The organism is Sphaerisporangium sp. NPDC004334, assembly GCF_053602655.1.
The window spans coordinates 156,128-174,991 of record NZ_JBSGDZ010000016.1 but is presented as its reverse complement, the minus strand read 5'-3'; the positions used below and the strand labels follow the sequence as shown (position 1 = coordinate 174,991).

General features: G+C 72.6%; 18 protein-coding genes. 11 read left to right on the top strand and 7 right to left on the bottom strand.

Annotated elements, in window-relative coordinates; translation table 11 throughout:
- Positions 1-25: 25 nt before the first annotated feature.
- Entirely contained in the window at positions 26-1,657 is a 1,632-nt protein-coding gene (locus ACWEN6_RS22355) for a long-chain-fatty-acid--CoA ligase (RefSeq protein WP_452572430.1), read from the top strand.
- A gap of 83 nt (positions 1,658-1,740) precedes the next feature.
- Entirely contained in the window at positions 1,741-2,232 is a 492-nt protein-coding gene (locus tag ACWEN6_RS22350) for a RidA family protein (protein WP_452572429.1), read from the top strand.
- 248 nt (positions 2,233-2,480) lie between these two features.
- Here the strand turns inward: ACWEN6_RS22350 and ACWEN6_RS22345 are convergent, their stop codons facing one another.
- The 3 genes from ACWEN6_RS22345 to ACWEN6_RS22335 all read right to left on the bottom strand — a co-directional run bounded on the left by ACWEN6_RS22345 (position 2,481) and on the right by ACWEN6_RS22335 (position 5,587).
- Positions 2,481-3,650 (bottom strand): methyltransferase domain-containing protein, encoded by a 1,170-nt coding sequence (locus ACWEN6_RS22345; RefSeq protein ID WP_452572427.1) that lies wholly within the window; start codon positions 3,648-3,650, stop codon positions 2,481-2,483.
- A 96-nt stretch (positions 3,651-3,746) separates the two neighbouring features.
- Complete coding sequence (locus ACWEN6_RS22340) at positions 3,747-4,715, bottom strand: methionyl-tRNA formyltransferase (protein WP_452572425.1); 969 nt, start codon at positions 4,713-4,715, stop codon at positions 3,747-3,749.
- Positions 4,712-5,587 (bottom strand): ThiF family adenylyltransferase, encoded by an 876-nt coding sequence (locus tag ACWEN6_RS22335; RefSeq protein WP_452572423.1) that lies wholly within the window; start codon positions 5,585-5,587, stop codon positions 4,712-4,714. The genes ACWEN6_RS22340 and ACWEN6_RS22335 overlap by 4 nt, the downstream gene beginning before the upstream one ends.
- Before the next feature lie 350 nt (positions 5,588-5,937).
- Between ACWEN6_RS22335 and ACWEN6_RS22330 the strand changes: the two genes are divergently transcribed.
- Together ACWEN6_RS22330 and ACWEN6_RS22325 are read left to right on the top strand one after the other, a co-directional pair.
- Positions 5,938-7,149, top strand: coding sequence for a CapA family protein (locus ACWEN6_RS22330; RefSeq protein WP_452572421.1), 1,212 nt, complete (start codon positions 5,938-5,940; stop codon positions 7,147-7,149).
- A gap of 49 nt (positions 7,150-7,198) precedes the next feature.
- Positions 7,199-7,963: an ArsR/SmtB family transcription factor gene (locus tag ACWEN6_RS22325; RefSeq protein WP_452572419.1), complete on the top strand. Its 765-nt coding sequence runs from the start codon at positions 7,199-7,201 to the stop codon at positions 7,961-7,963.
- 87 nt (positions 7,964-8,050) lie between these two features.
- Here the strand turns inward: ACWEN6_RS22325 and ACWEN6_RS22320 are convergent, their stop codons facing one another.
- On the bottom strand, positions 8,051-9,349 hold the full coding sequence (locus ACWEN6_RS22320; RefSeq protein WP_452572417.1) for a right-handed parallel beta-helix repeat-containing protein: 1,299 nt from the start codon (positions 9,347-9,349) through the stop codon (positions 8,051-8,053).
- Between the two features lie 346 nt (positions 9,350-9,695).
- Between ACWEN6_RS22320 and ACWEN6_RS22315 the strand changes: the two genes are divergently transcribed.
- The 3 genes from ACWEN6_RS22315 to ACWEN6_RS22305 all read left to right on the top strand — a co-directional run bounded on the left by ACWEN6_RS22315 (position 9,696) and on the right by ACWEN6_RS22305 (position 12,929).
- Positions 9,696-10,364: a lytic polysaccharide monooxygenase auxiliary activity family 9 protein gene (locus ACWEN6_RS22315; RefSeq protein WP_354846277.1), complete on the top strand. Its 669-nt coding sequence runs from the start codon at positions 9,696-9,698 to the stop codon at positions 10,362-10,364.
- A 421-nt stretch (positions 10,365-10,785) separates the two neighbouring features.
- The gene (locus tag ACWEN6_RS22310; RefSeq protein ID WP_452572415.1) at positions 10,786-12,552 is read left to right on the top strand and encodes a SpoIIE family protein phosphatase; all 1,767 of its coding nucleotides are present in this window, start codon (positions 10,786-10,788) and stop codon (positions 12,550-12,552) included.
- Positions 12,552-12,929: an anti-sigma factor antagonist gene (locus ACWEN6_RS22305; protein WP_452572413.1), complete on the top strand. Its 378-nt coding sequence runs from the start codon at positions 12,552-12,554 to the stop codon at positions 12,927-12,929. The genes ACWEN6_RS22310 and ACWEN6_RS22305 overlap by 1 nt, the downstream gene beginning before the upstream one ends.
- A gap of 138 nt (positions 12,930-13,067) precedes the next feature.
- On the opposite strand, the gene ACWEN6_RS22300 is transcribed toward ACWEN6_RS22305, so the two are convergent.
- Entirely contained in the window at positions 13,068-13,817 is a 750-nt protein-coding gene (locus tag ACWEN6_RS22300) for a lysophospholipid acyltransferase family protein (RefSeq protein ID WP_452572411.1), read from the bottom strand.
- A gap of 14 nt (positions 13,818-13,831) precedes the next feature.
- Complete coding sequence (locus tag ACWEN6_RS22295; protein ID WP_452572409.1) at positions 13,832-15,544, bottom strand: thiamine pyrophosphate-binding protein; 1,713 nt, start codon at positions 15,542-15,544, stop codon at positions 13,832-13,834.
- Between the two features lie 134 nt (positions 15,545-15,678).
- On the opposite strand from ACWEN6_RS22295, the gene dhaK reads away from it, so the two are divergent.
- Genes dhaK through dhaM form a run of 3 tightly spaced genes read left to right on the top strand, consistent with a single transcriptional unit; the run spans position 15,679 to position 17,813 of the window.
- Positions 15,679-16,671, top strand: a complete 993-nt coding sequence (gene dhaK / locus ACWEN6_RS22290; RefSeq protein WP_452572407.1) for a dihydroxyacetone kinase subunit DhaK — start codon at positions 15,679-15,681, stop codon at positions 16,669-16,671.
- Complete coding sequence (locus ACWEN6_RS22285) at positions 16,671-17,417, top strand: DAK2 domain-containing protein (RefSeq protein ID WP_452572405.1); 747 nt, start codon at positions 16,671-16,673, stop codon at positions 17,415-17,417. The genes dhaK and ACWEN6_RS22285 overlap by 1 nt, the downstream gene beginning before the upstream one ends.
- Positions 17,418-17,420: 3 nt before the next feature.
- Positions 17,421-17,813 carry a dihydroxyacetone kinase phosphoryl donor subunit DhaM gene (gene dhaM, locus ACWEN6_RS22280; protein WP_354846254.1) on the top strand — a complete coding sequence of 131 codons (393 nt, stop codon included), beginning with the start codon at positions 17,421-17,423 and terminating at the stop codon, positions 17,811-17,813.
- Between the two features lie 60 nt (positions 17,814-17,873).
- Here dhaM and ACWEN6_RS22275 read toward each other — a convergent pair whose 3' ends face one another.
- The gene (locus tag ACWEN6_RS22275; RefSeq protein ID WP_452572403.1) at positions 17,874-18,227 is read right to left on the bottom strand and encodes a DoxX family protein; all 354 of its coding nucleotides are present in this window, start codon (positions 18,225-18,227) and stop codon (positions 17,874-17,876) included.
- A 94-nt stretch (positions 18,228-18,321) separates the two neighbouring features.
- Here ACWEN6_RS22275 and ACWEN6_RS22270 point away from each other — a divergent pair, with 94 nt between their 5' ends.
- Positions 18,322-18,669: a winged helix-turn-helix transcriptional regulator gene (locus tag ACWEN6_RS22270; protein ID WP_452572401.1), complete on the top strand. Its 348-nt coding sequence runs from the start codon at positions 18,322-18,324 to the stop codon at positions 18,667-18,669.
- Positions 18,670-18,864 lie beyond the last annotated feature (195 nt).

Genomic DNA, 18,864 nt, shown 5'->3' with positions numbered 1-18,864 from the left:
CTCGACCCACAGGGAGAAAGATCGCATGCGAAGCGGGATGATGGAATCTCCGCTCACCATTCCCGGGATGGTCACCTCGCGCGCCGAGCGGCTGTTCGCGAGGCGGCCGGTGGTCACCCGGTCACGGGCCGGCGTCACCCGCCTCACCTGGGGTGACGTGGTGGCCCGTGCCCGCCGGCTGGCGGGGGCGCTCGCCGCGCTCGGGGTCGGCCCGGGCGACCGGGTGGCGACCTTCGCCGGTGGGACGCACCGGCACGTGGAGGCCTACCTCGCCGCCACCTCGATGGGGGCGGTGCTGCACACGGTCAACGTCCACCTGCCGGCCGAGCACGTCGCCTACATCGTCGACCACGCCGACGACACGCTCGTGCTGTGCGAGGCGGGCCTGCTGCCCGCCTGGGAGGAGGCGGAGTCCCGGCTCACGCGCCGCCGCCCGGTCGTCGTGCTGCCCGACGGGGACGGCGACGAGCCGCCCGCCGGCGGGCGGCTGGGCTACGAGCGGCTGCTGGCCGAGGCCGACCCGTTGAAGGCCTGGCCGGAGGTGGAGGAGGCCGCGGCGGCGCACGTCAGCTACACCACCGGCACCACCGGACGCCCGAAGGGCGTGGTCTTCAGCCATCGCAGCACGGTGCTGCAGAGTTTCTGCGCCGGGCTCGCCGACGCCGAGAGCCTGTCGTCCGGCGACACGCTGCTCGCCCTGGTGCCCCTCTCGCTGAGCCAGGTGGGGCTGCCGTTCAGCGCGGCCATGCACGGCTGCGGCCTGCTGCTGCCCGGAGGCGACCTGACCCCGGCCGGGGTGTGCGAGCTGATCGAGCGCGAGAGGCCGACGGTGTCGGTCGGGTTCGGCGCCGCCCTCACCGGCCTGCTGGACCACTGGCGCCGCCACCGGCCCGACCTGTCCTCGCTGCGGCGCATGGTGTGCGGGGGCTCCCCCGTGCCGCGCGCGGTCTCGCGCGCCTTCGAGGAGGAGGTCGGCGTCCCGATCGTGCAGGTGTTCGGCATGACCGAGACCAGCGGGCACGGCAGCTTCAGCCGGCCGCCCGCCGAGGCCGGGGAGCGGCCCTCGGAGGAGACCCGCGCCTACTACGCGGTCTCGCAGGGCAGGCCGCTGGCCATGGTCGACATGCGCATCGCCGACGACACCGGCGGCGAGGTGCCGTGGGACGGCGCGTCCATGGGCGAGCTGCAGGTGCGCGGGCCATGGGTGGTGCGCGAGTACTTCCGCGACGGGTCGCCGCCGGACAAGTTCCAGCAGGGCTGGCTGCGGACCGGCGACGCGGCCCGCATCGACGAGCTCGGCTACATCCGCATCGTCGACCGGATGAAGGACCTCATCCGGGCCAACGGCGAGTGGATCTCGACGGTCGAGCTGGAGGAGCACCTCATGGCGCACCCGGCGGTCGCCGACGCCGCCGTGGTGGGGGTGCCCGACGCCGAGTCGGGAGAGCGCCCGCTCGCCTGCGTCGTCCTGCGCGAGGGCGACGGCGCGCGGCCCGCCCCCGAGAAGTTCGCCGCCCACCTCGCCGGCCGGGTCCCGCCGTCGTGGCTGCCGACCGTGCGCGTCGTCACCGAGCTGCCCAGGACCGGCGTCGGGAAGGTCGACAAGCGGGCCCTGCGGGAGCGTTTCGGCGCCGCGCGCCCCGCCCCCGAGGCCTGACCGCCGCGGGCGTCGTCCTTCGCCCGCCGACAAGAAGAGAGAGAACCGATCACATGAACGTCCGGAATATTTACGGCCCGGCCGTGAGCAGCCAGGAGGTTCGTGCGCGCCTGGCCGCCCAGGGCAGGTCGCTGCCCAAGCCCTGGCAGCTTCCCAACCAGATCAAGATCGCTCCGAGCCTCGTCCGGGTGCTCGGAAACCGGGTCCTGGTGTCCGGGCACGTCCCCATCGGCGAGGACGGCACGGTGGCCGGGCCGTCGGGCAAGGTCGGCTCCGAGGTGGACCTCGCCACCGCGCAGGAGTCGGCCAGGCTCACGCTGCTGGGCATCTTCGCCGACCTCGAGCGGGAGCTCGGCGACCTCGACCGCGTCGGGGCGTGGTGCCGCCTGAACTGCATGGTCAACGCGTCCCCGGACTTCATCGACTTCCCCGCCGTGTTCAACCCGGCCTCGCAGCTCCTCCTCGACGCCTTCGGCGACGAGGTGGGCGGGCACTCTCGGGTGGCCGTCGGCGTCGCGGGCCTGCCGTGGAACATGCCCGTGGAGATCGAGGCGGAGCTGGAGCTCCGCGGCTGAGAGCGGCCGGCCACCGGCCGCGCCACCGGCGAGGGAGGAAAAGAAGGCCGCGGTGGTCGCGTCCCCACGAGGACGGGACCACCGCGGCCCCTCACGTCCGGCCCCGGCTCACGCTCCGGCCCGGCTCAGAACTCACCGGTCTCACATCGGGTTCGGCGCGCGTCCGGCCGGGCTCAGGGCCGGCCGAGCTGAGCGTCGGCCGAGCTGAGCGTCGGCCGAGCTGGGCGTCGGCGCGGGCGCCGCCGCCGTCAGAAGGTGTTGTCCGGACGGGTGGCGATGAGGATGCGGTGCATGGGCGCGTCGATCAGGGCCACCCGCCTCAGCCCCGCCGACTCCAGCCACCGGTCGTAGCGGCTCAGGCGGTAGGCGTCGCCGCCGCCGGTCGCCAGCATCGAGGCCGCGAAGAGCCGGGCGAACCGGTCCTGCTCGGAGTCGCCCCGGCCGGTGTCGTCCACGATGTGGTCGGCGATGCAGATCAGTCCGCGCTCCGACAGGGAGCCGGCGGCGGTGGCGGTGAGCTTCGCGGCGCTCTCCGGCGTCTGCAGGTGGAAGATGTTGGCGAAGAACACCAGGTCGAAGCCGGCGCCCCAGGCGTCGGCCCAGAAGTCGCCGACCATGCCGCTGAAGCGGTCGGCGACGCCCAGCCGCCGCGCCTGGGCCCGGGCCAGTTCGATGATGCGCGGCGCGTCCACGCCGGTCACGTGCCAGTTCTCCCGCCTGCGGAGCATGAGCTGGCCGTACAGGCCGCTGCCGCAGCCGACGTCGAGCACCCGCGCGGGGACGCTCGCGTCCCATCCGGAGGCGTCGAGCCAGTCGTGCAGCCGGGCGACGATCGGCGGAGCCCAGAAGTTGATGCCCAGGGCCAGCGACTCGTAGTCGGCCTCGGAGATCTGGTTGGCGCGGTCGTGGCCGGCGGCGTCGCGCGAGCCGTGCCGCACGGCCTCGGCCAGGCTCCGCCACGCCGGCCAGGCGACCGCCCGGTCGTAGTCCATCTTCCCGGTCAGGCTGCAGACCCCGCCGGGCAGGACGGACGGGAGCATCCGCTCGCCGAGCACGTAGCGGGTGATGCCGTCCGGCGGCACGACGGCGTCGACCATCGCGTAGGCGTGCAGGGCGTCCAGCATGATGCGCGTGGCGCGTTCGTCGGTCTTGAGCGTCTCGGCGACCTCGACCGCGGACGCCGCGCCCTTCGCCAGCTCGGCGAACATGCCGAGGTCGTGGGCGGCCTCGATCACGCCGGGCGCCCACAGGCCGATGAGGTGCTCGTACAGCCGGTGCGCGGCCTGGATCCGCCGGTCCTCGTCGGTGTCGCCGTCCAGCCGGGTGTGGTCCACCAGTGGCTGGACGCCGACCTCCGAACCGGGTGTCGGCGCCCGGTCAGGGCGCGCGGCCATCGCTTCGGAAAACCCATAAGACATGAGTACTCATTTCTCGGGGATGGATGATCGGGTCCCGCGGCGGGCATGCCGGCGCGCCTGGCACCGGCACGCGTGCGGCCGCCCGGTCGCGGGTGGTCAGGCGGAGGGGCGCGGCGCGAACCGCGTGCTGACGGAGGTGTGCGAGCGGGGCAGGTGGCCGAGTTGCTCCTCGCCCTCCACCTCGATCGACCACAGCCGCAGCCACCCGTCCTTCGCCGCGATGAACACATCGTCGTTCTCGTGGCGCACGGTCCCGGGGGTGACCGAGGCGGGGTAGCGCGTCCCCACCGCCTCCATGGACAGCACGACCATCACCTCGCCGTCCTCGGTGAGGACGTAGGCTCCCGGGCGGCGGTAGCCGGCCCGGACGGTGCGCAGGATGGTCTCGGTGTCCTGGGTGAAGTCGAGCCAGTAGTCCTGGTCGCCGGGTTTGCTGAAGTAGGTGCGTTCCCCCGGGTCCTGCGGAGTGAGGGGCAGCCGTCCCGCGGCCAGGCGCGGGATCAGCTCGCGCAGCAGCGCGACGTTGGCCACCGTGTGCGACTCCCTGATCTCCAGGGCCGTCTCGGTGCCGCTGAGCATGATGGGTTTGGCCGCGATGACCGGTCCCCCGTCGATCTGGGTGGTCATGGCGATGGCCGTGACGCCGCTGCGGGTCTCCCCGGTGCGCGCCATCCAGAAGAACGGCGCCCAGCCGGCGTACTTGGGCAGCGGGCTCGGGTGGAAGTTGACCGAGGTGATGCGGGGCACGCCCAGCAGGTCCGCCTTCAGGATCTGCTGGTAGTTGCCCACGATGATGTAGTCGGGCTTCAGGGCCGCGATGGCGGCGACGCTGCCGGGGTCGTTGACGTTCGCCGGGCGCATCGGCGGGATGCCCCATCCGCGTCCCTGGGCGTCGAGGTCGACCTGGTCCTCCTCGCCCAGGAAGTACGGGCAGAGCCGGCCTCGCGGGCTGGTCACCACCCCCACGAGCTCGACCAGGGGATGCTCGGCCAGGATGGACAGGAACGGCGCCCCGAGCTTCGAGTTGACCTCCGACATCAGGACGACGCGGACGGGGAGGCTCACCTCTCCCACCACTTGCCCGGCACCATGCGGGCCGTCCAGTTCTTGGAGTCGAAGATCGCGTAGCCGGGCTGCACGGGCAGCGGGGCCACCCCCGGCAGCTCCATGATCTCCATGGCCAGACGCTCGACGAGGATGCCCTCGGCCATGGGCGGGCAGGCGCCGAAGATGGGCATGCGGCGCATGTCGAGGAACCAGCGGTCGATCTCGGCCCGGTCGGGGTAGTCCGGCATCACCGCGATGGCGCGCTCGACGAGCTTGCGCACCACGTCGTCGGTGAACTCGGCGTCCTCGGGGATGTCGTAGACCTCCTCGATGGTCATCGAGTCGTGCGTGTACTTGTAGACGATCACCGTGTGGCCGACGGTGGGGATCTTCAGCATGAACTTGCAGCGCTCGGAGGCCCGGAACGCCCTGTGCAGCGCGTAGCGGTTCTTGACCTGGTAGAACTCCATCTGGTCCATGACGTAGTCGCAGCCGTCCATGAACTCTTCCGCGCTGCCGGGGGTGATCCCCTCGGGGTAGACGTCGATGTTGACGTCCCGCGTGAGGTCGAAGGCCATCTCGGCCACCACCTCGGCCTTGTTGCGGCCGACGGTCGCCAGGTCGGCTCCCATCTGCCGCTGGATGTTCGTCACGTCGAACTCGTCGGGATCGGCCAGCTTCAGGTTGCGGGCCCCCATGCGGACCAGCCGGAGCGCGACCGCCCCGCCGATGCCGCCGGTCCCGACGATGCCGATCACCGAGTCGCGCAGCTTTTCCTGACGCTTGCGCTGCTCTTCCGGGGTGTCACCGAGCCATCCCAGATTACGATCCACCCGCTCCCAATAGAGAGCCTCGTCGTACTCGCCGCGGTATGTTTTCCGATCGGCCATGACGTCCCCTCACGAGTGAGAATCCGCTTCTCGAAACCGCGTCCGATATGCCCGGATCGCGGTATATCGAAGGACGCCGCGAAGCTTAGCAAGCCGACCGTTAGGTATCGGCCTAACTATTGATGGCACAGTCCGGACAAGGCGGGCGTCAAATATGGTTCAGCCGTACCGAAAGCAGCAAATGATGAACGCCGAAAACAACGGGGGACGCCCACTGTGCCGGCCGCGTGCGAGAACGTTTCGGCCGTGACCGAATCAACCGCTCGTTATTGTGCATCGTGGATCCGCGGCGGCGCCGGCCACGCCGCCACATCGGCACGTCATCCAAAATCGATTGTCAGGAGCCGACGATGACCACAGAGGCCTCGATTTTCGCCGTCGGGGACGTTTTCATCGACCGCGACGACCCGTCGACCGCGTTCCACTCCGCCAAAGAGTTCCTGCGCGGCGGCGACGTGCTATTCGGCAACTGCGAAGGCGCGTTCAGCGACGCCTGGGAGCGTGCGCCGAGCTCGGGCTCGCCGGTCGTGGCGCCGGCCGTCAACGCCCGCCCGCTGGCCGAGGCGGGGTTCGACGTGGTGTCGCTGGCGAACAACCACAGTGTGGACGGCGGGTACGGCGCGCTGCTGAACACCTGCGCGACTCTCGCGGAACTCGGCGTCTCGCCGGTCGGGGCGGGAGCCGACATCGCGGCGGCCCGCCGGCCGGTCGTGGTCAACCGCGGCGGCCTGCGCGTCGCCTTCGTCGCCTACGCCTCGGTCTTCCCCTACGGCTACGAGGCCAAGGCGGCGGTGCCCGGGCTCGCGCCGCTGCGCGCGCACACCCGGTATACGCCGTGGGAGCCGAACGAGTGGCAGCCCGGCCTGATCCCCCGCGTCACCACCGAGACCCTGGCGCAGGACCTCACGGCGCTGCGCGAGGACCTCCGGACGGCGCGGGAGCGCGCGGACGTCGTGGTGGCCAGCTTCCACTGGGGCGACTTCACCCGCCCGTACGTGCTCACCGACCACGAACGGCGCTGCGCCCGCGTCGCGGTGGACGCCGGCGCCGACATCGTGCTCGGCCACCACCACCACATGCTGCGCGGCGTCGAGTTCTACCGCGGCAAGCCCATCTTCTACGGCCTGGGACACTACCTGTTCGACCTGCCCCGGCTGCGGGAGCGGCTGGCCAAGGACGGATACCTGAGCGCCACCGGCCCCGAGGACGAGCTCGCGCTGAGCCGCCGGTTCGGGGAGTACCGCATCCAGCCCAAGGAGGGCTACCCGCTGCTCCCCTTCCACGAGGACTCGCGGCTCACCGGCGTCGCGGTGGTCAGGGTCTCGGCGAACGACGGTCCCGTGGCGGTCGGCTTCCGCCCGGCCGTCATCGGCCCGGACAACGAGCCGGTGCACGCGTCCCCGGGCAGTGAGCAGTGGAAGAGCGTCGTGACCTACCTCGAACGATGCTGCGCCGAGGAGCGGCTCGCGACGCGGTTCGTCCCGCGCCAGGCCGGCTCTGGGCTGCCCGAGGACTGCGTGCAGATCCTGCCGGAGGACCGCGGCGAGGGCGGAGGCGCATAATCGAGTGACGGCCAGGGGTCGTGCGCTTCGCAGCGGGGAACGAGGAGACATGACCAGGACGGTTGAGAACAGGATCGACGCCGGTCCCGACATCGCCGCGGTGGCCGGGCTGCTGGGAGACCGCACCCGGGCCACCATGGTCAAGGCGCTGGTGGCCGACCGCGCCATGCCGGCCAGCGAGCTGGCCGCCCTGTCGGGGGTGTCGCGCCCGACCGCGAGCGAGCACCTGGCCCGGCTGGTCGAGCACGGCATCGTCAGCGTCGAGCGCTGCGGCCGCCACGCCTACTACCGGCTGGCCGGCCCTGAGGTCGCGACCGCCCTGGAGGCGCTGGCGGTGCTGGCGCCGATCCACCCGCCGAGGTCGCTGCGCTCCTCCTTCCACCTGGACAACCTGCGGCGCGCGCGCACCTGCTACGACCACGTCGCGGGCCGGCTCGGCGTCGCCATCGCCGACGTGCTGCAGAGCCGGGGGCTGGTCAGGCGCACCGGGGACGGGCTGGAGCTCGACGTCCCCGTCTGGCAGGACCTGCGCCCGCTGGACATCGACTGCCGGCCGTCGCTGAAGGGCCGCCGGCCGGCGATCAGGGCGTGCGTCGACTGGAGCGAGCGGCGCCACCATGTGGCGGGCGCCCTCGCCGGAGCCATCACCCACCGGCTGTTCGAGCTGGGCTGGATCGTCCGGCCCCGCGACGGCGAGCGCGTGGTGAAGGTCACCGACGAGGGCTTCGACGGGCTGGCGCGGTCCTTCGGCCTGCCGGCGTCGGTGCTGAAGACCGACTCCGCGGACGAGGAGCGCGGCGCCGCCTCGAACTGACGAGCACGCCGGCCGGCCCGCCGTGAGGGCCGGCCCCGCTCCTGCCCCTCCCGGCGCGGGCCGGGAGGGCCGGTGTCAATGGGCCGGTCAGTACCCGTGCGACAGCCGCACGCCGGGGCCGGTGACGCGCGGGTCGTCGATGTTGTCGACCAGGTTTCCGCTGGTGACGACGGACATGCCCTCGCCCTGGCCCTTCTTGAACAGCATGCCGGTCTCGCGCTTGACGCCCTGGCCGAGGATGGTGTTGCCGGTCACCGCGGCGTGCCCGGTGCCGTAGTTGACCTCGTCGAGCGCGAGGTAGACGAACTTGGCGTCCCGGGGCGGCGCGCCGGTGAGCCGACGGGCGCGTGGGAAGGGCCCGATGCCGAGCTTGCGCGCCTTGCCGTAGGTGGCCAGTACGTCCGGCGGCGGCAGGAAGCGGTGGACGCGATTGCCGGTAACGGTCGTCGCGGCCTCGCCTTGCAGGTCGCAGCGGATGCCGTAGTAGGTCTGGCCGGCCGTCCCCTCGGCGCCGAAGTCCTCGATGTAGTTGTTCTGGATCGAGGTGCCGAAGCAGCGGTGGGCGTCGATCGCGTGCTTGGGGGTGGCGTACAGGTGCAGGTCGCTGAAGGTCCACCCGGCCGCGTTGTCGGACTCGATGGCGCTCGCGCCGCTGAAGCCGACCCAGGAGCGCTGGAAGGTCCAGTCGGTGACGGAGTTGCCGGGGTCCACCACCCGCAGGCCCGCGCCGCCCGACCCTTCGATGTCGGCGTCGCTGATGATGCTGTTCACCATCGTGTTCTGCAGCAGGGTTCCGTTCTTGGAGGGGTTGCTGATGCGGATGCCGTCGGAGGGCGCGCCGTAGACGTCCACGTCGTAGATCCTGGCGTTCCACGACCGCAGCATGAGACCGACGGTCCCGGTGTTGTTGTCCCGGTTCCCGTCGAGGGTGAGCCGCTCGACGCGCACGGTGTCGGAGCTGTACTCGGCGTCGTTGACCCAGGACTCCGAGGCGAGCATGGCGGGCAGGTTCGCGCCGTCGGCCTGCTTGATGACCGTGCCGGCCTTGCCGTCGCCGCGGTAGGTGCGACGGTCCAGGAGGGTGATGGTCGCGTTGATCAGGCATGGGCCCTTGAAGACGACCTCGTCGCCATCGTGGGAGCCGTCGATCGCGGCCTGCATGACCGCGGCGTCCTGGTCGGTCGCGGCGCAGGTCACCTCCACGCGCGCGGCGGAGGCGGGAGCGGTCGGCAGGAAGGCCGCGACACCGGTCGCGGCCAGGGCGAGGGCGGCGGCGCCCGCCAGAGAGCGGGCGCGCGGCCGGGCGCCGGGCAGGAGTCGTGAGCCGGTCAGCGACCGGAGTCGTAAGCGGGCCGCCGGGCGGTGTGGCGCGTTGCTGGAAGACACTTCTGTCCCCTTCGGAGTTCCGGTGGAGGTTCGTGGAGGCACGCGGCGCGACAATTTCCCCGTATCCCGCATACCGGGATCATCATGACAGCCACCGAAAACAATCGACGATCTTTCACCGGCCCGGCGGCGGTGGCGCCCCGGCTCGCGTCGGCGGCGGGGAGCAGGCCTTATGAGCTGCGGAAAGTCCGCCGCATCGCATGGATGCGATATGTCGCGGCTACTGAAACTTTCAACTCTGTGGCGTAATGTTTCATTACTCGAGCCTGTCAGGTAATATCCCCTTAACATATGGGAGCGCTCCCACCCACCCGGAACCCCCCACCGGAAGACGGAGAACGCAACGATGCAACGTCCTGACCTGGCGCGGCACCCTCGCTGGACGATCCGTGCCCTCGCCCTGCTGACCGTGGCCGTCCTCGCCCTGGTCCCCTGGTTCGACACCGCCTCCGCACACGGGTCGGTCATCGACCCCGCCTCCCGCAACTACGGCTGCTGGCAACGCTGGGGCAACGACTTCCAGAACCCCGCCATGGCGCAGCAGGACCCCATGTGCTGGCAGGCCTGGCAGGCCAACCCCAACGCCATGTGGAACTGGAACGGGCTCTACCGCAACGGCGCCGCCGGCAACTTCCAGGCCGTGGTGCCGAACGGGCAGCTCTGCAGCGGCGGCCACACCGAAGGCGGCCGGTACAACGCGCTGGACACCGTGGGCGCGTGGAAGACCACCAACATCTCCAACACCTTCACCATCAAGCTGTACGACCAGGCGAGCCACGGCGCCGACTACTTCAAGGTCTACATCACCAAGCAGGGCTTCGACCCGAGCACGCAGCAGCTCGGATGGAACAACCTGGACCTGGTGACCACCACCGGCAGGTACGGCCAGAGCCAGAACTACTCGATCAACGTCAGCACCTCCGGGCACCGCGGGCGCGCGGTCGTCTACACCATCTGGCAGGCCTCGCACATGGACCAGGCGTACTTCATCTGCAGTGACGTGAACTTCGTCTGACCCACCGCACCGGACCCGGCAGGCCCCGACGCCCGACCGCCGGACCACCTCTCCGCCCCGACCGCTCCGCCGGACGCCGCCGCGTCCGGCGGAGCTCGCGTCCGGGGGGGCGCCCGCCACCGCGTTCCGCGCGTTAGGCTGACCCTGCACCCCCGTGCCCTGGCGCGACACCCTGCCCCCGTGAAGGCGGCCAGCGACCCTTCACCCGAGACGCATCGTGAGCGCCACAGGCTCCGGCCGACGCCCGCGAAGCCGCGTTCCACCCGGATGAAGTGCCGGCGGGTGTCTTGAGTCGCGGGCTTCGGAGAGTGGGCAGGGCGTTGGTAAAGTCACTGGGTAGCCGTTCCGCGTCCTGGAGCGCCGTCCTGCCGAGGCGGGCTCCACGGCCGCCGGGCGGCGCGCGCCCTGGGGAAGGTGGCTGATGGGGACGGACGGCGGCGAGCGCGGGCGGCGATTCACCCCCGTGACCACCTCGTCGGACGGCGCGGGACCGCCGCACACCGGCTCCGACGGCGCCGGACCGCGGCACACCGGTCCGATCACCGGCCTGGACGGCGCGGGACCACGCACCGGGCCGGACGGCGTAGGACCGCACACCGGCCTGGACGGCGCCGGACCGCACACCGGCTCGGACGGCGTGGGACCGCACACCAGCCCGGACGGCGTGGGATCGCCTACCGGCTCGGACGCCTTGATCCAAGCCGTGCTGGACGGCGTCCCCTCCCAGACCGCCTGGTACACCCCGATCCGCGACCAGGCGGGGGCGATCGTCGACTTCGAGATCCGCGCGGCCGCCCCGCAGGCCAAGGACGTGTACGGGCGCGCCGGCAAGGAGCTCGTCGGCCTGCGCACGGTCGCCTCCTATCCGGCCGTCGCCGGCAGCCCACTGTGGGAGGGCTACCTGCGGGCGATGGAGACCGGCGGCCCGGAGGAGATCGCCCGGTACGTGCACGTGGACACCGTCGAGGGCGTGCCGCACCGGTCCAGCTTCACGGTGAAGGCGACGCGCGTCGCCGGAGGGCTGCTGGCCTCGTGGGTGCGCGACGACGACGAGCAGCGGCTGTTCGCCCGCCTCGCCCACACCGAGCGCCTCGGGCACCTCGGGTGGGGCTACTGGAACATGGCCACCGGCGACATCGAGTGGTCGCACCAGATGTACGCCATCCACGGCCGCGACCCGGACGACGGGCCGCTCGACCTGCGCGGCTACGCGGCCATCACGCACGCCGAGGACCAGCCGGTGCTCCACCACGCGCTGGCCACCATCACCAACGCCGCGGGCCCCCACGAGTTCGAGATCCGCGTGTACGTCGGCGACGCGCTGCGCCACCTGCGCATCGTGGGCGAGGCCGGCCGGGACGGCTCGGGTCAGGCCGTCGAGCTCCACGGCGTGGCTCAGGACGTCACCGAATGGCGGTACGCGCACGACCAGCTGGCCCAGACCCGGCGGCGGCTGGAGGAGGAGCTGCGGCTCACCGCGGAGCTACAGCACATCATCATGCCGGTGCAGGAGAGCCTGATCCACCTGCCGGGGTTGCGGGTCGGCGTGCGCTACGACGCCGCCCAGACGGCTCTGCTCGGCGGCGACTGGTACCAGGCGATGCCGCTGAGCGGCGACCAGGCGCTGCTGGCCGTCGGCGACGTCGCCGGGAGCGGGCTGCCGGCCGCCTCGGCCATGGCGAAGCTGCGGCACGCGATCACCGGGCTGGCGTTCGCCGACCACGACCCCGACCGCATCCTCGGGGCGCTGAACCGCTTGCTGCGCGCGGTGCGCCCTGACGTGCTGGCCACCGCCGTGGTGGGCCGGTTCGACCGGCGCGACCGCACGCTGACCTTCACCCACGCCGGCCACCCGCCGATGCTGCTGGTGCGCGGGAGCTCCGTGCACCGGGTGCTGCATCCCGGAGTGCTCCTCGGGGTCTTCGACGACGCCAGTTATACTCACGCCAGCATACGACTGGAAACCGACGACCTTCTGGTGATGTACACCGACGGTCTGATCGAGAGGCCCGGTCGTGATCTCTATGAGGGGTTGGACATCTTGGCGGCGACCATCGCCGAGGTGATGCGCTCCGGGCCCCCGGACCGCCTGTCCGCCGTCATGGAGGCTCTGGTGCCCAGCAACACCAGCGACGACACCTGCATCCTCGTCGCACACGTGACGCCGAACGTCCAGGAGAGCCCCTGATGTCCGATCTGCACGTCTCCACCGATGCCGCCCAGTTCGCGGCCGAACGCCGCGGCGCCGTCGGACTGGTGACGCTCAAGGGCACCCTGGACTACACCGTCCGGCTGACCTTCGAGGACTTCCTCGACCAGGCGTTCACCCGATGCGGGCCCGACCTGGTCATCGACCTGCTCGACCTGGACCTGCTCGACTCGCGGTCCACCGGCCTGCTCGTCAACTGCTGGAAGCGGTCGGTGGAGGCGGGCGGGTGGCTGGCGCTGGCCGCGGTCCAGCGCAGCGCGGCGCGCGTGCTGTGGATCACCGGCCTGGCGGCCCGCATCCCCGTCTACCCGACCGTCGAGGAGGCCCTGGCCGCCGCTCCCGCCACCAGCGGCTGACGCCGTCGCAGGGAGTTTCGCGGCCTGCGCGTCACGCCGTCGTCGTACGGACTCCCATGGCCGGCGTCCGCGACAGGACTCGCTCGGCGTCCGCGGTCAGCGCCTGCGACAGGACTCGCTCGTCGGCGGCGGCCGCGGTCAGCGCCGGCGACGGGACTCGCGCTCGGCGGCGTCCAAGGCGGCGGCCTGCTCGGGGGTCGGGGCCGCGCCGCCGAGGTGGGCGGGCTGCCACCACGCGCCGGCGGCGTCCGCGGCGCCGGGGTAGGCCCGCTGGACGCCGTCGAGCCGCCGCTCCATCGTGGCCCGCAGGGCGGCCGTCAGCTCCTCGGTGTCCTGGCCGGGCTTGGGGTACAGCGGCTCGCCGATGTCGATGGTGACCGGGATGTGCCGCTGGGTGAGGCGCTTCGGCCGGCCCTTGGTCCACATGCGCTGCGTACCCCACAGAGTGACCGGGATCAGCGGCACCTCGGCCTCGGCCGCCATGCGCACGGCGCCGTTCTTGATCTGCTTGACGGTGAAGGAGCGGCTGATGGTGGCCTCGGCGAAGACGCCGACGACCTCCCCCGCCCGCAGGCGCGCGACGGCCTGGCCGTAGGCCCCCGCGCCCGCCGAGCGGTCGACCGGGATGTGGCGCATCGCGCGCATCAGCGGACCGGAGACGGGATGGGCGAAGACCTCCTTCTTGGCCATGAACCGGGTGAGCCGCCCGGCGGGCAGGGCGCCGTAGCCGACGAAGAGGAAGTCGAGGTAGCTGATGTGGTTGCTCACCAGGACCGCTCCCCCGCTCGCCGGGACGTGCTCGGCCCCTCTCACGTCGATGCGCACGTCGAGCGCCTTGAACAGCCCGCGCGCGGTCGTGATCACCAGGGGGTACACGATCTCAGCCATGCCTGCACCGTAACCTACGCACGGGTAACCTGCGGCGCCGGCGGGACGGCGGCGCCCGGCCTGCGCCCGGCCTGCGCGGTGGGCGAGCCGTCCGGGACCGGGTCAGTGACCGCGGAAGGCCTCCTCCAGCCACCACGGCCACGGTCGGCGGTGATCTTGGCGTGGACGAGCAGAGGGCGGTCGCGGGGGCCGTCCAGCCAGCGCGACACCCCGGCCAGGCCGGCGGGCTCCCGCACGGTCACCGTGTCCCAGCCGTACCCGCGGGCGACGGCGGCGATGTCGCACGGCGGGAACCGCACCCGGTCCAGGGCGTGCCCCTGCGGGCCGAAGTGGTGGACCTCGGCGCCGTAGGCCTCGTCGTCGTAGACCACGACCATCATGGGCAGGCCCAGCCGGACGACGGTCTCCATCTCGGCGACGCCCATCAGCGCGCCGCCGTCGCCGAGCGCGGCGACGGCAAGCAGGTCGGGACGGGCCAGGGCGGCGCCCACCGCCGTGGCGAGGCCGAGCCCGACCGACTGGAACGCCTGGGTGAAGCAGAAGGCGTTCTCGTCGGGCACCGACAGGTACATCGACGGGTAGCCCATGAAGTTGCCGGAGTCGACGGAGACGAGCCGCCCGGCGGGCAGCAGGTCGTCCAGGGCGATCGACAGCGTGCGCGGGTCGATGCGGCCGCCGCCCGAGCCGTCGGTGTACGGGACGTCCCGCCAGGCGACCTCGCGGGCGATCCGCTCGGCCAGGGCGGGGGTGCGCCACCCCTCGCCGCCGCCCCGCGAATCCACGGCCCCGCCGCCGGGCCCCGAACCCGGCGTCTCTCCGCGTGCACGCGAGGCCGGGCTCTCACTACGGGGGTGATGCCCGAGGGCCTCGGCGGCCGCACGGGCGGTGGCGGCCACGTCGCCGGCGACGCCGAGGGCGACCGGGCGGTGCGCGCCGAGGGCGTCGTGGTCGAGGTCGACCTGGACGACGGTCGCGGAGGGCCCGATGAGCGCGCCGTGCCGCGTGGTCCACATGTTCAGCCCGCACCCCCAGCCGACGACCACGTCGGAATCGCGGATCAGCTCGGCGGCGAGCGGCGAGGCGAACCCGCCGCTGACGTCCAGGCTCCACAGGTTCCCCACGAACAGGCCGCGGGCCACGGCCGAGGTGGCGAGCAGCGCGCCGGTGCGTTCGGCCAGCCGTTCCAGCTCGCGCCGAGCCCGCCTCGCCCCGCGTCCGGCGACGAAGACGGGACGGCGGGCCCCGGCGAGCACCTTGGCCAGCTCGGCGGCCGCCTCGGGCGAGGGCCGCGCGCCGCGCTCGCCCGCGCCGTGACGCGGGACCGTGACGCCGTTCCCGGCGGGAGTCTCCACGTCGTCCACCCGCGCGTTCTGCAGGCCGAGCGGAAGGTTCAGCAGGACGGTCGTGCGCCGGTCGGCGGCCAGGCGGAAGGCCCGCGCGGTGTCGGCGACGGCGGTGGCGGCCGACTCCACCCGCGCGGGCACGGCTCCGACGGCGGCGGCCAGGGCGCTCTGGTCGATGTGGAAGTTGGAGCGGGGTTCGAGCGCCTCGGCGGCCAGGACGAGCAACGGGGTTCGGCTCTTGGCCGCCTCGGTGATGCCGGTCATCGCGTTGGTCAGCCCCGGCCCCTGGTGCACGCTGAGGACGCCGACGGTGCCGCTCATGCGGGCGTAGGCGTCGGCCATGGTGGCCGCGCCGCCCTCGTGGCGGGCGGCGACGAACCGCACGCCGTGCCCTCCCTCCGGCCGCCCCGCGTCATCACCTGCGGCGCGGTCCGCGCCGGATCGCCTGGCGCTTGCCGGATGCCGCGAACGGGGAGAGATTTGCCGAAAGACCACCAACGCGAGTCGAAGGCCGGGTCATGAAGAAGCTCATCAACAGCACCGACTCCGTCGTCACCGACGCACTCGCCGGGATGGCCGCGGCCCACCCCGACCTGCGGGTCGACCTGGCGCACAAGGTCGTGTACCGCCGGGGGGCGCCCACGCCGGGCAAGGTGGGGCTGGTCTCGGGCGGCGGCTCGGGCCACGAGCCGCTGCACGCGGGCTTCGTCGGCCACGGCATGCTGGACGCCGCGTGCCCGGGAGAGATCTTCACCTCCCCCGTCCCCGACCAGGTCATCGAGGCCTCGCACGGCGTGGACGGCGGCGCGGGGGTGCTGCACATCGTCAAGAACTACACCGGCGACGTGATGAACTTCGAGATGGCCGCCGAGGTGTGCGCCGAGGAGGGCGTCGAGGTCGGCACCGTCCTGGTCAACGACGACGTCGCCGTCAAGGACTCCCTCTACACCGCCGGGCGCCGCGGCACGGGCGCCACCGTCTTCGTCGAGAAGATGACCGGGGCGCTCGCCGAGACCGGGGCCCCGCTGGGCGAGGTGGCGAAGCTCGGCGGGCGGGTGAACGCGCGCAGCCGGTCGTTCGGCGTCGCGCTGTCGTCCTGCACCGTCCCGGCGGCGGGCGGGCCGACGTTCGACCTGGGCGACGCCGAGGTGGAGCTGGGCATCGGCATCCACGGCGAACCGGGCAGGACGCGCGCGCCCGCGGCCCCGGCGCGCGAGCTCACCCGCGTCGCCATGGACGCCGTCCACGACGACCTGCCGTTGTCCGGAGAGGTCCTGGTGATGGTCAACGGCATGGGCGGCACCCCGCTCGTGGAGCTGTACGTCGTGTTCGCCGAGGTCGCCGCCTACCTGCGTGAGAAGGGGGCCGTTCCGGCGCGCAGCCTGGTCGGCAACTACGTCACCAGCCTGGACATGCAGGGCTTCTCGGTCACCGTGTGCCTGCTGACCGACCAACTGACCCAGTTGTGGGACGCTCCGGTGCAGACCCCGTCCCTGCGCTGGGGCCGCTGATGGACGCCCGGTTCTTCACCGCCTGGGTCGAGGAGACGGCTCGCGCCGTCGCCGCCGACCGGGACCGCCTGACGCGGCTCGACGCCGCGATCGGCGACGCCGACCACGGGACCAACCTGGACCGCGGCTTCACCGCCGTCCGCGAGGCGCTGTCCGCCGCGTTCCCCGGCACCCCCGGAGCCGTTCTCACCCTGACGGGCACGACCCTCATCCGCAAGGTCGGCGGCGCCTCCGGTCCGCTGTACGGCACCGTCTTCCGGCAGATGGGCGCCGTCCTCACCGCCGCGCAGCGCGAAGGGCCGGGCGAGCCGGCGGGTCACGGCCCGGCGGGGCGGTCGTTACCGCCGGCGGCCGGGGACGCTCCCGGGCCCGAGTGGCCCGAGTGGCGCGAGGAGCCCGAGGTGGAGGTCACGGTGACGCTCGCGGATCTCGCCGCCGCGTTCGAGGCGGGGCTGGCCGGGGTGCGCAAGCTCGGCGGCGCGCAGGAGGGCGACAAGACCATGGTCGACGCCCTGGCACCCGCCACCCGCGCCCTCTCCGGCGCCGTGAGCGCCGGCCGCGGAGCGCGGGAGGTGTTCGACGCCGCGCTCGCCGCGGCTCGGGAGGGGGCCGTGGCGACCGTCCCCCTGATGGCGCGCAAGGGGCGGGCCAGCTACCTGGGTGAGCGGAGCATCGGCCACGAGGACCCGGGCGCCGCCTCCACGGTCCTGCTGTTCGCCGCCCTGCGCGAGGCGGCGGGCGGCTGACCGATGAGCATTCCCGAACGGCGGGTCGGCATCGTCCTGGTCTCGCACAGCGACGCCCTGGCCAGGGAGGCGGCGGCGCTTGTGCGGCAGATCGCGGGCGCGCACGCGCGCGTCGCGCCGGCCGGAGGGACCGACGAGGGCGGCTGCGGCACCAGCGCCGACAAGATCGCCGCGGCCGTCGAGGAGGTCGACCAGGGAGCCGGCGTGGTGCTGATCCCCGACCTCGGCAGCTCGGTGCTCACCGCCCGCCTGTTCGAGGAACCCGGCTCGGTGGTCATCGCGGACGTGCCGTTCGTCGAGGGCGCCATCTCCGCCGCCGTCCTGGCCGCCACCGGCGCCCCGCTCGCGGACGTCCTGGCCGCGGCGCAGGAGGCGAGGACCTACCGCAAGCTCTGACCGGCCGCGGGCTCTCCCGGCCGGCCGGGAGAAGAGACCGCCGGCCGGGAGAACAGGCCGCTAGGCCGCCATCGGCAGCAGGACGGCGAGCACGACCGACAGCAGGCAGAGGACCGCGGCGGGCGCGGTCTTGTCGAACCCGTCGCCCGTCCGCACGTGGACGACCACCGCGCCCGCCATGAGCAGGGCCAGGCCCACGGCGGCGGCGATGCCCAGCGGCACGACCCACAGGCCGATGACCAGACCGGCGGCGCCGGCGACCTCGGGCACTCCGATCAGGCGGTACTTGGGGTAGTCGATGCCGAGGTGCTGCGCGCTCTCCCGCATCGCCGCCGCTCCGGCCAGCTTGGCCACGCCGGAGCCGGCGAAGGTCGCCGCGAGCAGGATGGTGAGGACGATCACGGCGATGTTCATGGGAACGGCTCCAGCTCTGGGTTCAAAGATCGGATGAAGTGCAGGAAGAGTATCTGCTTCAGATTTGGAACCCACAAGGGGTTAGACTCCGGATATGGATGCGGACAGGGCGGACCACGTGGTCTGCGATCATCTGTTCCACGTCTTCGCGCTGCTGGGCAAGCGGTGGAACGGCCTGATCATCGGAGCGCTGCTCGGCGGTCCCGCCCGCTTCAGCGAGCTCGAACGGGGCATTTCGGGCATCGGCGGTCCCATGCTGTCGCGCCGGCTGGTCGAGCTCGCCGAGGTCGGCCTGGTCGAACGGCACGTCGAGACCGGACCGCCGGTCGAGGTGTCCTACCGGCTCACCCTGGCGGGCGAGGGCCTGCGCCCATCGGTGGAGGAACTGCGCCGATGGGGAGAGAGGTTCTGCGGCTCACCGCCCCCGTCCGCCTGCTCCTGACCGTTGACGGCGGCCGGCCGGACGCGCCGATCGCCCGGCGCCCGGAGACGGGCGCGCCGGCCGCGCTCGCGAAACGCTTCGATACCGCGGAGCGAAACCTTTGCGACGCAGGTGGGAACGGGGAGCTAATCGGCCGCCCGGGCCGCGGCGGGCACGGGGACGGCCCCGGACGGCTCCACGTGAACCGGGGCCCAA